This is a genomic window from Sphaerisporangium aureirubrum (assembly GCF_042658925.1).
GTDB classification, from domain to species: Bacteria; Actinomycetota; Actinomycetes; order Streptosporangiales; family Streptosporangiaceae; genus Sphaerisporangium; species Sphaerisporangium aureirubrum.
The window spans coordinates 52,455-65,960 of sequence record NZ_JBHSRF010000048.1; the positions used below are offsets into that span (position 1 = coordinate 52,455).

Consider the following 13,506-nt stretch of genomic DNA (forward strand, 5'->3'; position numbering starts at 1 on the left):
CCGCCCCTTCTTCCTTTCCGAGAAGAGGACCAGCCCATGCCCCAAGCACCCGCCGCCCTCGGCGACCTCATGGAATCGGCCCTGGGACGCCCGGCGCGCGTACTCGGCGTCCACGAGCCCGCCCCCGGCTTCCTCGAACTGGAACTGCGCGCCGCCGCGCCGCCCGGCGGATGGCGCCCCGGCCACGAGATCCAGTTCCGCGTCACCCCCACCCTGGGCCGCCGCTACACGGTGCGCACGGTGAGCGGCCCGGACGCCGAGCACATCGGCGTCCTCGCCGCCACCCACGCCGAAGGGCCCGGCACGGACTGGATCCGCCGCCTGCGCCCCGGCACCGGGACGACGGTGCTGACCGCCCGGCACCGGCCGCTGCGCGAGCACGGGACCCGGCGCCTCTACCTCGGCGACGGCTGCGCCCTCGGCACCATCGACGCCTACGCCCGGGCAGGCGGCGACCCCGTCGTCACCGTCGAGGTGCCGCCGGACGCCGTCGCGCCCCTCACCGATCGCTGGCCCCGGTACCGCTTCCTGCCCGCCGGGCAGGCGCCCGGCGACGCGCTGCAGTCCTGGCTGGAGCGCGCCGCCGCCGGGGGCGAGCGCGCCGCCGCCGGGGGCGAGCGCGCCGCCGCCGGCGGCGAGCTCGCGGGCCTCGACGGCGCTCTGCTGCTCGGCCACGCCCGGTCCATCCAGCGCCAGCGGCACGCGCTCGTCGCCGGCCGGATCCTGCCGCGCCGCGCCGTCACCACCAAGCCGTACTGGGCCACCGGCAAGCAAGGCCTCTGACGCTCGGCCCGCCCCGCGAAGCCGCCTCAGGGCCCGGCTTCCGGGCCCCGGGCGGCAGGGCCCGCGGGTGGCCGATCGGCCCCTGACCTGCCGTTCCGGGCCGTGGCGCGGAAAACCAGGTGAACCCGGAGCGGACGCCAGGCACAGTGATGAAGTGATGTCCGATTTCGTATCAGGCTTCGTTCCCGGCCGGGAGCTGTCCCGCGCCTTCTACACCCAACTGGTGCGTCCCCTCATCGGGGAGGTGCCACACGGTGCCGCACTCATAGGGCCCGGATCGGAAGTCCTGGCCTTCGACACCCAGCGCTCCGCCGACCACGACTTCGGTCCGCGGGTGCTGGTCTTCACCGACCCCTCACAGGTCCCCGCCCTGGCCAAACGCCTGGACGGCCGCCTGCCCGACCGCTTCGGCGGCTATCCCACCACCTACGGCCCGGCGCACCGCTCGGTCAACCACGGCGTACAGGTCACCGACCTCGGCACCTGGGCGCGGGCCCGCCTCGGCTTCGACCCGCGCGGCGAGATCACCACCGCCGACTGGCTCGGTGTGTCCTGGCAGCGCCTGGCGGAGACCACCAGCGGCGAGGTGTTCCACGACGGCCTCGGCGAGCTCGCCGCCGCACGCGACAACCTGCGCTGGTACCCCCCGCCCCTGTGGCGGTACGTCCTGGCCTGCCAGTGGCGCCGCGTCGCCCAGCTGGAGGCGTTCCCCGGCCGCTGCGGCGAGGTCGGCGACGACCTCGGCTCGGTCGTGGTCACCGCCCGCCTCATCGAGGACCTGATGCGGCTGTGCCTGCTGATGCGCCGCCGCTACCCCCCGTACGCCAAGTGGCTGGGCAGCGCCTTCGCCCGCCTCGGCGGCTCGGCCGAACTGGGGGAGAGGTTCACCGCGGCCCTGGCGGCCCGCAACTGGCGCGAACGCGAGGAACACCTGTGCCGCGCCTACGAACGCGTCGCCGCCCTGCACAACCGGCTGCGGCTCACCGCACCGCTGGAGGAGACGGTACGGCCCTACTTCGACCGCCCGTTCATGGTCATCGGGGCGGACCGCTTCGCCGACGCCCTGCTGGCCACGGTCGGCCCGCCGCTGGGGGACATGCCGTTCGCCGGCTCCATCGACCAGTTCTGCGACAGCACCGACATCCTCGGCGACGCCCGCCACTCGGCCCACCTGTCCCGCGCCGCCCACCCCGCGGCCTGAGGGCCACTTAGAAATCTACAAAGTAAAGGCGCCGGGTGGGTCCAGAAAACCCGGACCCACCCGAAAACCCTTCACCCACGAGGAAGCCCTCCGCCGGGGCGGAGGGCCGGGGGAGGGGTCTACCAGCGGTGATGCACCTGCGGGCGGATCAGCTCGTCGTACACCGCGGTCACCGCGGCGTGGGTCTCGTCGTCCAGCGGGGCGAAGCCCGCGGCGGCGACGTTCGCGGTGGCCTGGTCCTCGTTGCGGGCGCCGGGGATGACGACGCTCACGCCGGGCTGGTCGACGATCCAGCGCAGCGCGAACTGCGCCATCGTCATGCCCTCGGGCACCAGCGGGCGCAGCCGCTCGACGGCCTCCAGGCCGGTGGCGTAGTCGACGCCGGAGAACGTCTCGCCGACGTCGAACGCCTCGCCGTGCCGGTTGTAGCCGCGGTGGTCGTCGGCGCCGAAGGTGGTGCCGGCGGTGTAGCGGCCCGACAGCAGGCCGCTGGCCAGCGGGACCCGGGCGATGATGCCGACGCCGGCCGCGGCCGCGGCGGGCAGCACCCGCTCCAGGGGCTTGAGGCGGAACGCGTTGAGGATGATCTGCACGCTGGCGACGCCGGGGCGGGCGATCGCGGCGAGGGCCTCCTCGCAGGTCTCGACGCTCACGCCGTAGGCGGCGACGCGGCCTTCGGCCACCATGGTGTCCAGGGCGTCGTACACCGCCTGGGTGGAGTACACCGGGGTCGGGGGGCAGTGCAGCTGCACCAGGTCGAGGGTGTCGACGCCGAGGTTCTGCCGGGATCGGTCGTTCCAGGCCCGGAAGTTGTCCAGGGTGTAGGCCGAGGGCTTCTGCGGGACGCGGCGGCCCATCTTGGTGGCCACGGTCAGCCCGGGGCGTTCCTTGATGAGGCGGCCGACGATCTGCTCGCTGCGGCCGTCGCCGTACACGTCGGCGGTGTCGATGAACGTCACCCCGGCGTCGACGGCGGCGTGCAGCGTGGCGAGGGCCTCGTCCTCGCCGACCTCGCCCCAGTCGGCGCCGAGCTGCCATGCGCCGAGGCCGACGACGCCGACCTGCCGGCCTGTCCTGCCCAATACTCGTTGTTCCACATGCGGCATCGTACGGCGGTGCGTGGTGATCTTGGGCCGTGGGGTCAGCGGGGTGGGCGGAGCAGGGGGTGGGTGCGCATGGCGACTTCGAGTTCGCCGGGGAGTTCGTCGCGGTAGCGGCCGAGGGTGGCGAGGTCGCTGTGGCCGAGGACGCGGCGGACGGCGTCCATGTCGACGGCGTCGGCGAGCAGGTGGGTGGCGGTGGTGTGGCGCAGGCCGTGGGGGGTGACGGTGCGGCGCTGGGCGGGGTCGACGTGCCGCTGGACGCGGTCGATGACGGCCTGGACGTCGCCGCGGGCCAGGCGGCGGCCGCGCCACGACAGCAGGAGGGCTTTGTCGGGGGTGGCGGGGCGGCCGGTGCGCAGGTAGGCGTCCAGGACGTCGGCGACGTCGCCGGGCAGGGGGATGTCGCGGGTGCGGCCGCCTTTGCCGAAGATGCGCCAGTAGCGGATGCCGTCGTTGGTGTAGAAGTCTTCGACGTTGGCGCGGACGAGTTCGGAGACTCTGGGGCCGAGGGTGGACAGCAGCATGACGATGAGGGCGTCGCGCAGGTGGGTGCGCTGGTCGCGGCGGCCTTCGTGGGGTTCGGTGCCGGTGAGGGAGCGGGCGGCGCCGACCAGGCCTTGGGCTTGTTCGCGGGTGAGGGCGCGGCGTTCGGGGCGCAGGCCGCCGCGGTCGCGGGCGGTGACGGTGGCGGTGGTCATGGGGTCGATCTGGACCCAGCCGGTGAGGGCGGCGTGTTTGAAGAACGCCGAGACCGAGCGGCGGAACCGGGACTGGGAGGCGGCGCTCTGGCCGCCGGTGGCGGGGGAGGAGCGGCGGCCGTCGGGTTTGCGGGCGAAGGCGAGCAGGACGGCGTCGACGTCTTCGCCGGTGAGGTCGTCGAGGACGAGGTCGTGGCCGGAGAGTTCGGCGAAGGTGGCGATGTCGCGGGCGTAGACCTCGGCGGTGGCGGGGGAGAGGGCGCCGGTGACGGTGCGGGCGCGGACCAGGTCGAGGTAGCGGTCGGCGGATTCGTGCACGGTCAGGCGATTGAGGTCTGCGGGGCGCATGGATCCTCTCCGTCCGTCGGCCGCTGGGCGATGATCAGCCGACGGTACCCGCCGCCACCGACATTCCGCATCCCCGGGGGGGCGGTGGGGTGGTGGGTGGGGGGGAAAACCTGGTGACAGGGGGCCGGGGGGTCGGCATCATGGGCGCCGGTTCACGACATATCGGATTCCCGGTACGGGGGAGGCTTTCGGCATGGTGACGCGGGCGACGGTACCCGGACTGCTCACGCCGCCGGGGTACGCGCACACGGCGGTCGTGGAGGCGGGGGAGCGGCTGGTGTTCCTGGCCGGTGCGGTGCCCATGGACGCCGAGGGCCGCCTGGTGGGGCCGGGTGACCCTGTCGCGCAGACCCGGCAGGTCCTGGACAACCTGTCCGCCGCGCTGCGCGCCGCCGGCAGTGATCTGCGGCATGTCATCGCAAGCACGGTGTACGTCGCCACCGCCGATCACGCGGATCTGGTGAAGGTGTGGGAGGTGGTGCGGGCGTCGGAGTTGTCGGCCGGTCCCCACACCTCGACCCTGCTGGGTGTGTCCTTCCTGGGTTACACCGGTCAGCTGGTGGAGATCACCGCGACCGCCGTGGTGCCCTGACGCGTCACCTCGGCCGCCGGGCCACCGTCAGCATGTGGCCGCTGACGCCGAGCAGGGAGGGGTCCGACTCCATCGAGCGTTGCGCGCCGAGCAGCAGTTCCCGGCGCGCCGGGTCGTCGAGCCATTCGCCGACGTCGCCGTAGAGCCAGAACGCTCCTTCCAGCCCGTGGCGTGCCGCCGCCGGGAGCCCGGCGTCGGCGAATTCGCCGGGGACGTCGTCGGGGTGGTGGAAGTAGGCGGTGAAGCCGTGCCCGGGGGAGAACATGATGCCGTCGGCCGCCGCCGAGTGCGCCGCCTGGCGTTCCGGTTCGTGCTGGTACAGGCCGAGGTAGACGGTGTCGAGTACGGCCGCGTGCCGGTTGATGGTCGCCGCGGCGACCACCCCGCCGGGCCGTGCCGCGCGCCGGGCCTCAGCGAGGGCGCGTACGCGGTCGTCGCGGTGGGCCAGGTGGTACAGCGGGCCGAGCAGCAGCACGGCGTCCGCCGAGGCGTCCGGCACGGGCAGGTCGCGCGCGTCGCCCGTCCGTGCCGTCACGCCGGGCAGCCGCGCGGCCTGTTCGACGTGCGCGGGGATCGGGTCGAGCAGTTCCACGGTGTATCCGTCGGCGACCAGCCATTCGGCGTGCACGCCGGTTCCGCCGCCCACGTCGAGCACGCGTGCGGGGGCGGGGGGCAGCACGCGGCGCAGCACGTCCTGGGTGCGCCAGAACTCCAGCCGTCCACGGCCCGTGCGGAGCCGGTCGTGTTCTCTGCCCTGCTCGTAGTAGGCGAGCAGTTCCGGTGTCAGCGCCATACCCGATCATCGCCAGCGCCGTGCGGGCCGGGCAACCCGATTTTCCGCCGGTGCTGTCAGGGGGCGCCGGGGGAGGTGAGGTCGTTCAGGACGCCGTAGGCGGGGTTGCCGCGGGCGGCGTTGCGCACCTCGCGGGCGGTGGAGGCGATGTAGGCCTGGCCGGTGACGATGGAGGAGTGGCCGAGCAGTTCCATGAGTTCGTGCGCGGTGGCGCCGCGTTCGGCGAGCCGGGTGGCGAACTCGTGCCGCAGGGCGTGCACCAGGGTGCCGCGCTGTACGCGGTCGTTGATGCCGGCGTACCGGTAGCACTGGCGTACCAGGTATTGCAGGCCGCCGCGTTGCAGGGGCCGGTTCCTGGTGTCGACCAGCAGGGGGGCGGAGCGGGGGAGCGTGTCCAGGCCGAACCGCTGCAGGCGGCTGCGCAGGTAGCCGTCGATGAGGTGCTCGATGGGCGGCTCGATGGGCAGGGAGCGGGCCTTGCCGCCTTTGCCGATCACCTGGATGCGGCGGTCGCCGGGGGCGCCGCCGATGGATCCCAGGGTGATGCCGAGCAGTTCGGCGGACCGCATGCCGGTGACCAGGGCGAGGGCGAGCACCACCAGGTCGCGTTCCACCCAGGGGTCGCGGGCCTCGCGGGCGCCGTCGGCGATGCGGCGCAGCAGCGTGGCGGAGGCGCTGCCGTCGCCGAGCAGGGGTTTGGGGGCCTTGGCGGGTTGTTTGGGGCGGGGGACCGCCGCCATGGGGTTGCCTTCCAGCAGGCCTTCGGCGACGCAGAACGTCAGGAACTGGTTCCAGGCGCTCCAGGCGCGGTTGACGCTGGCGGGGGAGCGGGGTTCGGCGAAGTCGGCGAACGCGGACCGCATCAGCCGCCCGGTGATGTGTTCCACCGCCAGGTCCTCGGCGGGGACGCCGGCCTGGGCGGCGGCGAGGCGGGTGATCAGGTGCAGGTCGCGCTGGTAGGCGGCGACGGTGTGGGGGGACAGTTTCTTGGTGCGCAGCGAGGAGACGAACTCGGCCGCCGCGCCGGGCAGGCAGGTGTCCCGGTCTCCCATTTCGGCCTCCCGCGCGCGGCCCGCTCCTTGATCATTCCGATCCTGCGATTATGCGGCAAACACCGTCCGATGTGGTGACGAAACGCCGACACGCCTGCTCAGGGTGCGGGCTCGTCGTGCCGGGGGACGTAGCGGGCGCGCATGGCGGGGCCGGCGGCCGGGCCGGCGGTGAAGACGTAGGCGTGGCTGTCGTCGAGGCGGTTGCCGGTCCGGGCGTCGACGACGACGGGTTCGGCCTCCTGGCCGGTGGCGGCGTCGACGAGGATCATGCTGCGTTCCCCGGGGGACAGGCGGGCGTTGCCCCAGGCGGCCATGGCGACCAGGACGGGGCGCAGCGAGCGGCCCAGTTCGGTGAGCACGTACTCGTGGCGTACCGGGTTGGTCTGGTAGGGGCGGCGTTCCAGGAGGCCGTCGGCGACCAGGGATTTGAGGCGGCTGGTGAGCATGCTGGAGGAGATGCGGAGGTTCTCCTGGAACTGGTCGAAGCGGGTGTAGCCGTCGAAGGCGTCGTGCAGGAGCAGGAGGGTCCACCATTCGCCGATGTGCTCGATGGTGGCCGACAGCGGGCACTCGCGGTCTTCCTGCCTGGTCCGGGCCGGCATGGACATCCCTCTCAGAGTCACTGCTATTATCGAAGTCAGTTGGTTTCATTTTAGCAGTCACTCGTGTGTCCGCGCGACCCAACGAACAGGACAAACCATGCCACACAACCAGGCGATCGCCCTCGACGCACTCCCCGCCCCCGTCACCGCCTACCTCACCGCCCACCGCCACCACGACACCACCGCCCAGCTCCGCCTGTTCACCCCCGGCGCCACCGTGACCGACGACGGCCACACCCACACCGGCACCGCCGCCATCACCGCTTGGATGAACCGCACCGCCGCCGCCTACACCTACACGATCACACCCACCGCCGCCGAACACACCGGCGACGACCGCTGCACCGTCACCCAGCACCTGACCGGCGATTTCCCCGGAGGAGCGGCGGACCTGCGCTTCCACTTCACCCTGACCGCCGACCTCATCGACCACCTGGTCATCGAACCGTGAACAGACCCTGGTTCATCACCGGAGGCCCCCCGGCGGCTTCGCGTTCGACCTGAACTTCTTCGCCGTCCTCACCGTCACCTGCGCCGTCCTACCCCGGATGCGCGCCCGCCGCCAAGGCCGCATCGTCGACGTCTCCTCGGTGGCCGGCCTCAGAGGAGTACCGGCTTCGGCCACTACACCGCCGCCACGGAGCACGGCCACGTGCGGCGCGTGCGGCCGCCGCCTCCGGCCGCTCGTTGACCACCCCCACTCCGGCGCCGGGTCGGCGAGAAGGTGTGCGGCGAAGTCGGCGCCGTTGTACGGCGAGGAACCGGTCCGGGAACTTGCGCGGCCGAACGTGGTGACGGTCGTGGGGGAGGGGGGCTGGCGACAGGCCGGCGGATCCACGCCGACGATCTCAACACCTCACATGCCACCCGATGACTGTGGGATGGCGGACGGGCGCGTAGCGGGTCGCGATCGGGGGACATGGTCCGGCGACGGCAGTAGGACTCTCGTCCGCCGAGTCGGCGAGTGATCGGATCGGTCGCCAGAGCGCCGGCCACTTCCTTCAACACGGGCACCGCGTTGCCCACCTTCACAACTTCCAGCATTGGCCGGCAGCCTCCGGGGCGGGGAAGGCAGGGCGTGCCGGGAGAGCGGCATCCTCAGAAGAGCGGGAATCCTGAATGCAGCATAAGTGCGATTATGCATGAAATATGGAAGAGCGTACCACCGAGAGGGGCTCCGAGCCGCCCGCCGTACAACGGCGCCGACTTCGCCGCACACCTTCTCGCCGACCCGGCGCCGAAATGGGTGGGAGGGTCAACGAGCGGCCGGAGGCGGCGGCCGCACCGCGGCCGCACACCGGTCCTAAGACCTTGCACCGGTCTAAGACCTTGACCAGGCCGCACACCGGTCCTGAGACCCTGGCCAGGCCGAACGCCCCTCCTGGGATGCTGACCAGGCCGAACGGTTGATTACGGGGCCTTTGGGGGTGTGTGGTTACCGGCTGTATATGGGCGTGACGCGTTGTCACGATCTTGGCGGGTGGCGTTACCGGCGGTGATCATGGTGGGGTTGGTGAGTGTGTCGTGCTGAGGGCCGCGGCTGGCCGGGGTCGGTTGGCTGTCGTGGTGGTGCGGACGTTGCTGTGCGGGGCGGATTGGGGTGGCCTGGGCTAATCGGTTGTAACCAGACAGAAGGTGGATTCTGTTTGGTTAGAGGTGGGGGTGGGGTTTATCTCTGATTCCCGGGGCGGCGGGTGTTCATTCCGGTGTTCGGGTGCGTGCTGCCCCGCTTTTCTGTCTTCGGGTGCTGGGGCGATCTTTGTCTTTGGGTGGTGCACTCGCTTTGACCTGGGATTACGTGACCACTCCCCCGTTGCCGGCGGGGTGGGGGGCTCGGGCCGTAAGGGTATGGGAAATGGGCCGTAAAGGGGGGTGGGCATGGTGGGGGGTGTCGGGCGGGGTGTCGGTTAGGAGGCCGCTGGTGTTGGGAGACGGCGATCGGTTGCGGGTGGCGGTCATCATCGGCAGTACGCGTCGCGGGCGGTTCGGGCCGACGGTGGCCGGGTGGTTCGCGGGGCGGGCCGGGAGGCGCGGGGACATGGTGGTCGATGTGATCGATCTGGCCGAGGCGGCGTTGCCCGACACGCTGGCCGATCAGGATCAGGCCGCTCCCCCGCCGGTGCGGGCGCTGGCGCCGCGGCTGGCGGCCGCGGACGCGTTCGTGGTGGTGACGCCGGAGTACAACCAGAGTTTCCCGGCGCCGCTGAAGACGGCGATCGACTGGTACTACGAGGAGTGGAAGGCCAAGCCGGTGACGTTCGTGGCCTATGGCCGGGAGTCGGGTGGCCTGCTGGCGGTGGCGCAGTTGCGGCAGGTGTTCGGTGAGCTGCACGCGGTGCCGATCCGTAGCTGTGTGAGTCTTCCCTGTTACTGGGAGTGGTTCGCGGCCGATGGGAGCTGGCCGCGGGCCGGGTTCCAGGCCGACGTCAAGTCCACGCTGGACCAGCTGGCCTGGTGGGCGCTGGCGCTTCGTGAGGCGCGTGCCAGGCGGCCGTACACCACGTGAGGTCAAAGGTTCGTCGCCGCCGGGTGTGTCCCGGGCGGTGTCCATCCATCGTTCACGACGAAAGGGTCGGAAAATCATGAGTGATCTTCAGCAGCAGGTGCAGGACGCCATCGACGGGCTGGTCGCCTCGGGTGCCGAGCGAGGGTTGCAGGTGGCGGTGTACCGGGACGGTGAGTTGCTGGTGGACGCGGTGGCCGGGGTGGCGGACGCGGAGACCGGGCGGGCGCTGACCGGTGACACGCCGATCTACAGTTCGTCGACGGGTAAGAGCCTGACGTCGGCGGTGGTGCACGTGCTGGCCGAGCGGGGTGTGCTGGAGTACGACGCGCCGATCGCGGACGTGTGGCCGGAGTTCGCGGCGCACGGCAAGGGGCGGGCGACGTTGCGGCAGGTGCTGGACTTCAGTGTGGGCCTGCCGGCGGTGCCGGCGGACACCACGCCGGAGGACCTGGTGGACTGGGAGAAGATCACAGCCGCGCTGGCGGACGCCGAGCCGTGGTGGGAGCCGGGTACGAAGATCGGGTATCACCCGCAGACGTTCGGTTACCTGGTGGGTGAGGTGGTGCGGCGGGCTACGGGCCGGCGGATCTCGCAGGTGCTGGCGGAGGAGGTGGCGGGTCCGCTGGGTATCGCGGACGAGGTGTTCTTCGGGGTTCCGGCGGAGCATCTGTCCCGGGTGGCGAAGCTGGAGGCGGCGGGTCCGCCGATCGATCTGGACCAGCTGGAGGCGATGATGCCGACGTTCTTCAAGATCGCGCCGAGGGCGGTGCAGCTGAGTCCGGAGTTGTGCAACCGGGCCGATTTCCTGGGTGCGGACATCCCGGCGGGTGGCACGGTGACGGCGCGTGGTGTGGCGAAGGTGTACGCGGCGCTGCTGGGGCCGGTGGACGGGGTGCGGCTGATCTCGCCGGAGCGGCTGAAGGAGGTGTCGCAGGTGTCGTCGCAGGGTGTGGACGAGATCTTCAGTTATCCGACGCAGTACGGGCTGGGGTACAACCTGGCGCGGCCGGTGGCCACTCCCCCGCCGGGTCCGATCATCGGGTGGCCCGGCGCCGGGGGGAGCCTGGCGGACGCGGATCTTGGTACGGGGACGGCGCTGGCGATCACGAAGGTGAGTTTCTCGCCGGGTGATTACACGACGGTGGGTGTGGTGTCGGACATCGTGACCAAGGCGCTGGCCTGAGGCCGGTGGCCACCCTGGGGGTGGTGAGGTAGTTCGCGGACTCGGCCCGTACCGCAGCCGGGCCGAACAGGGCCGGTCCCCGGTTGCCAGATCTGGGGGCCGGCCTTCGGCGTGTCCGGGGGGCGGTGTGTTCAGGGGGTGCGGGCCAGGTCGCCGGCCTGGTCAGGGGTGAGGGTGGTGCCGTGGTGGTAGGCGTCGGTGTAGGGGGTGTCGCCGAGGGTGTCGCGGGCGCGGGTGGTGATGCGGTCGATGTCGGCTTGTTCGGCGGGGGCCAGGGGCAGGGCGGCGGCGGTGCGCAGGGCGCGGGCGGCGCCGAGCAGGTGGGCGGCGTGGGTGTGGTGGCCGGTGAGGGTGAGGGCTCCGGCGAGTCCTTCGAGGGCGAGGACTTTTTCGCGGGGGGCGTCGAAGCGCTGGGCGAGGGTGAGGGCTTGGAGGTGGAGGGTGCGGGCGGTGTGGGGGTCGCCGCGTTGTTCGGCGATGTAGCCGAGTTCGGTGAGGATCATGGGCAGGTGGGGGGCGGGTTCGGTGTGGTGGTGGTCGTGGGGGGTGGTGTCCAGGACGGTGCGCAGGTGGGTTTCGGCGGTGTCGAGGTGGCCGGATTTGCGGGCGGTGAAGCCGAGGCCCATCTCGGCGAAGATCTTCAGGGGTTTGAAGCCTTGTTCGGTGGCGAGGGTGGCGGCTTGCCGGCACAGGTCGCGGGCGGTGGTGTAGTCGGCTTGCTGGAGGGCGATCCAGCCGAGCCAGGCGAGCTGGCCGGCGACGTCGGGCCATAGGTCGAGTTCGCGGGCCATGCGCAGGCCGTCGTGGTGGAGGCGGGCGGCGGTGGTGTAGTCGCCGGTCATCTCGGCGAGGGCGCCGAGCCAGCCGGTGGCCTGGAGTTCGCCCCAGCGGTCGCCGAGGGTGCGGAAGGTGGCGGCGCTGGTGCGGGCGTGGTGGTCGAGGGTGGTGAGGTCGCCGCGGATGTGGGCGAGTTTGGTGCGGGTGACGAGGACGGCGGCGGTGCCCCAGTGGTCGCCGTGGGTGTCGAAGGCGGGCTGGGCCTGGTCGAGGAGGTCGTTGCTGGTGGTGAGGTCGCCGGCGTCGATGCCGGCGTAGGCGAGGAACCATTGGGCGCGGGCGCGGGCGATGGGGTCGCCGGTGGTGGTGGCGAGGTGGTGTGCGGTGTGGTGTGCGGTGTCGCGGGGGGTGGTGCCGGGTGTGGCGGTGCCTTGCAGGAGGGTGATGCCGGCGTGCCAGGCGGCGGCGACGGCGCGCAGCGCGGTGAGGGTGGTCCGGTCTGCGGTGGGGTGCTCCCCCGCGGGCTCCTCCCCCGTGGTGTGCTGCCCGGTGCCGCCGCCGGGTGCGTCGTTGTCGCGGGGGGTGGGGAGGTCGAGGGCTGCTTTGAGGGAGTCGCGGGCTTCGGTGAGGCGGCCGCGGAGGAACCAGTACCAGGTGAGGGCGGTGGTGAGGCGCAGGGCGTGGTGGGGGTCGCCGGTGGTGAGGGCGTTCTCCAGGGCCAGGCGCAGGTTGGGGGTCTCGGTGTCGAGGCGGTGCAGCCAGTGGCGCTGGTGGTGGCCGTGCAGGTGGGGGGCGGCGTGTTCGGCGAGGGTGGTGTAGTGGTGGCGGTGGCGGGCGCGGACGTCGGGGAGTTCGCCGGTGTGGTGCATGCGTTCGGCGCAGTAGTGGGCGACTGATTCGAGCAGGCGGTAGCGGGGGCCGTCGGTGGTGTGGACGGCGGTGACCAGGGAGCGGTCGACCAGGCGGGTGAGGATGGGCAGGACGGCGGCGGGGGGTAGTCCGGGGCCGGAGGTGACGGCTTCGGCGGCGTCGAGGGCGCAGCCGTCGGCGTGGACGGCGAGGCGGCGCAGGACGGTGCGTTCGTCGGGGGTGAGGAGTTCCCAGCTCCAGTCGATCATGGCGGTGAGGGTTTGCTGGCGGGGTGGGGCGCCGCGGTGGCCGGTGGCCAGGAGGCGGAAGCGGTCGTCGAGGCGGGCGACCAGGCCGTGGACGCCGAGGGCGGGGACCTTGGTGGCGGCGAGTTCGAGGGCCAGGGGGATGCCGTCGAGGCGCCGGCACAGGGTGGCGACGGCGTGGGCGGTGGTGTCGTCGAGGGTGAAGCCGCGGGTGGCGGCGGCGGCGCGTGCGGTGAACAGTCGTACGGCGCTGGAGGTGTGGAGCCGGCCGGGGTCGGGGTGGGGGCCGGGGACGTCGAGGGGCGGGACGTTCCAGACGATCTCTCCGGCGAGGGCGAGGGGTTCTTGGCTGGTGGCCAGGACGCGCAGGCCGGGGGCGGTGCGCAGCAGGTGGGCGGTGAGGTGGGCGACGTGGTCGACGAGGTGTTCGCAGTTGTCCAGGACCAGCAGCATGCGGCGGTCGCGCAGGGCGGTGGACAGGCGGTCCAGGGGGGTGGCGGGGGTGTCGGTGGTGTCGCGGATGTCCAGGGCGGTGGTGAGGGTGCCGGTGACGGCGTTGAGGGTGCCGGTGGTGCCGGAGCGGTCGAGGGCGGCGAGTTCGACGAGGCGGACGCCGTCGGGGAAGGTGGGGGCCAGGCGGGTGGCGGTTTCCAGGGCGAGGCGGGTTTTCCCGACGCCGCCGGGGCCGGTGAGGGTGACCAGGCGGTGGCGGGTGAGTTGTGCGGTGATGTCGGTGAGGGCGTCGTCGCGGCC

The 13,506-nt window shown here is 72.2% G+C and carries 13 protein-coding genes; 7 read left to right on the plus strand and 6 right to left on the minus strand.

Annotated elements, in window-relative coordinates; all coding sequences use genetic code 11:
* Positions 1-36 precede the first annotated feature (36 nt).
* Together ACFP1K_RS26635 and ACFP1K_RS26640 are read left to right on the plus strand one after the other, a co-directional pair.
* A complete protein-coding gene (locus ACFP1K_RS26635; RefSeq protein WP_380758163.1) occupies positions 37-783 on the plus strand; it encodes a hypothetical protein in 747 nt (248 codons plus the stop codon).
* Positions 784-940: 157 nt separating this feature from the next.
* Complete coding sequence (locus ACFP1K_RS26640; protein ID WP_380758165.1) at positions 941-1,984, plus strand: DUF4037 domain-containing protein; 1,044 nt, start codon at positions 941-943, stop codon at positions 1,982-1,984.
* 119 nt (positions 1,985-2,103) lie between these two features.
* Here ACFP1K_RS26640 and ACFP1K_RS26645 read toward each other — a convergent pair whose 3' ends face one another.
* Positions 2,104-3,081 carry an aldo/keto reductase gene (locus ACFP1K_RS26645; protein WP_380758167.1) on the minus strand — a complete coding sequence of 326 codons (978 nt, stop codon included), beginning with the start codon at positions 3,079-3,081 and terminating at the stop codon, positions 2,104-2,106.
* Positions 3,082-3,125: 44 nt separating this feature from the next.
* Positions 3,126-4,133 carry a tyrosine-type recombinase/integrase gene (locus ACFP1K_RS26650; RefSeq protein WP_380758168.1) on the minus strand — a complete coding sequence of 336 codons (1,008 nt, stop codon included), beginning with the start codon at positions 4,131-4,133 and terminating at the stop codon, positions 3,126-3,128.
* Between the two features lie 193 nt (positions 4,134-4,326).
* On the opposite strand from ACFP1K_RS26650, the gene ACFP1K_RS26655 reads away from it, so the two are divergent.
* Positions 4,327-4,725, plus strand: a complete 399-nt coding sequence (locus ACFP1K_RS26655; RefSeq protein WP_380758170.1) for a RidA family protein — start codon at positions 4,327-4,329, stop codon at positions 4,723-4,725.
* A gap of 4 nt (positions 4,726-4,729) precedes the next feature.
* Here ACFP1K_RS26655 and ACFP1K_RS26660 read toward each other — a convergent pair whose 3' ends face one another.
* From ACFP1K_RS26660 to ACFP1K_RS26670, 3 genes are all read right to left on the minus strand, one after another.
* A complete protein-coding gene (locus ACFP1K_RS26660; protein WP_380758172.1) occupies positions 4,730-5,518 on the minus strand; it encodes a class I SAM-dependent methyltransferase in 789 nt (262 codons plus the stop codon).
* Positions 5,519-5,574: 56 nt separating this feature from the next.
* Positions 5,575-6,570 (minus strand): tyrosine-type recombinase/integrase, encoded by a 996-nt coding sequence (locus ACFP1K_RS26665; protein WP_380758174.1) that lies wholly within the window; start codon positions 6,568-6,570, stop codon positions 5,575-5,577.
* Between the two features lie 98 nt (positions 6,571-6,668).
* Positions 6,669-7,178 carry a winged helix-turn-helix transcriptional regulator gene (locus ACFP1K_RS26670; RefSeq protein ID WP_380758176.1) on the minus strand — a complete coding sequence of 170 codons (510 nt, stop codon included), beginning with the start codon at positions 7,176-7,178 and terminating at the stop codon, positions 6,669-6,671.
* A 91-nt stretch (positions 7,179-7,269) separates the two neighbouring features.
* Here ACFP1K_RS26670 and ACFP1K_RS26675 point away from each other — a divergent pair, with 91 nt between their 5' ends.
* The 4 genes from ACFP1K_RS26675 (at position 7,270) to ACFP1K_RS26690 (ending at position 10,861) form a co-directional block, all read left to right on the plus strand.
* Positions 7,270-7,623 carry a nuclear transport factor 2 family protein gene (locus ACFP1K_RS26675; protein WP_380758178.1) on the plus strand — a complete coding sequence of 118 codons (354 nt, stop codon included), beginning with the start codon at positions 7,270-7,272 and terminating at the stop codon, positions 7,621-7,623.
* A 49-nt stretch (positions 7,624-7,672) separates the two neighbouring features.
* Positions 7,673-8,140 (plus strand): SDR family NAD(P)-dependent oxidoreductase, encoded by a 468-nt coding sequence (locus tag ACFP1K_RS26680; RefSeq protein ID WP_380758190.1) that lies wholly within the window; start codon positions 7,673-7,675, stop codon positions 8,138-8,140.
* 953 nt (positions 8,141-9,093) lie between these two features.
* Positions 9,094-9,678 (plus strand): NADPH-dependent FMN reductase, encoded by a 585-nt coding sequence (locus ACFP1K_RS26685; RefSeq protein ID WP_380758180.1) that lies wholly within the window; start codon positions 9,094-9,096, stop codon positions 9,676-9,678.
* A gap of 76 nt (positions 9,679-9,754) precedes the next feature.
* Positions 9,755-10,861, plus strand: coding sequence for a serine hydrolase domain-containing protein (locus tag ACFP1K_RS26690; protein ID WP_380758182.1), 1,107 nt, complete (start codon positions 9,755-9,757; stop codon positions 10,859-10,861).
* Positions 10,862-10,992: 131 nt separating this feature from the next.
* Here the strand turns inward: ACFP1K_RS26690 and ACFP1K_RS26695 are convergent.
* Positions 10,993-13,506: ATP-binding protein (locus tag ACFP1K_RS26695; RefSeq protein ID WP_380758184.1), on the minus strand; the 2,514-nt coding region annotated here is incomplete at its 5' end.

Bases quoted from the DNA above. Each gene is read 5' to 3' on its own strand.
- ACFP1K_RS26635 (WP_380758163.1), top strand. From the start codon at position 37: ATGCCCCAAGCACCCGCCGCCCTCGGCGACCTCATGGAATCGGCCCTG.
- ACFP1K_RS26640 (WP_380758165.1), top strand. From the start codon at position 941: ATGTCCGATTTCGTATCAGGCTTCGTTCCCGGCCGGGAGCTGTCCCGC.
- ACFP1K_RS26650 (WP_380758168.1), bottom strand. From the start codon at position 4,133: ATGCGCCCCGCAGACCTCAATCGCCTGACCGTGCACGAATCCGCCGAC.
- ACFP1K_RS26655 (WP_380758170.1), top strand. From the start codon at position 4,327: ATGGTGACGCGGGCGACGGTACCCGGACTGCTCACGCCGCCGGGGTAC.
- ACFP1K_RS26660 (WP_380758172.1), bottom strand. From the start codon at position 5,518: ATGGCGCTGACACCGGAACTGCTCGCCTACTACGAGCAGGGCAGAGAA.
- ACFP1K_RS26665 (WP_380758174.1), bottom strand. From the start codon at position 6,570: ATGGGAGACCGGGACACCTGCCTGCCCGGCGCGGCGGCCGAGTTCGTC.
- ACFP1K_RS26670 (WP_380758176.1), bottom strand. From the start codon at position 7,178: ATGTCCATGCCGGCCCGGACCAGGCAGGAAGACCGCGAGTGCCCGCTG.
- ACFP1K_RS26675 (WP_380758178.1), top strand. From the start codon at position 7,270: ATGCCACACAACCAGGCGATCGCCCTCGACGCACTCCCCGCCCCCGTC.
- ACFP1K_RS26690 (WP_380758182.1), top strand. From the start codon at position 9,755: ATGAGTGATCTTCAGCAGCAGGTGCAGGACGCCATCGACGGGCTGGTC.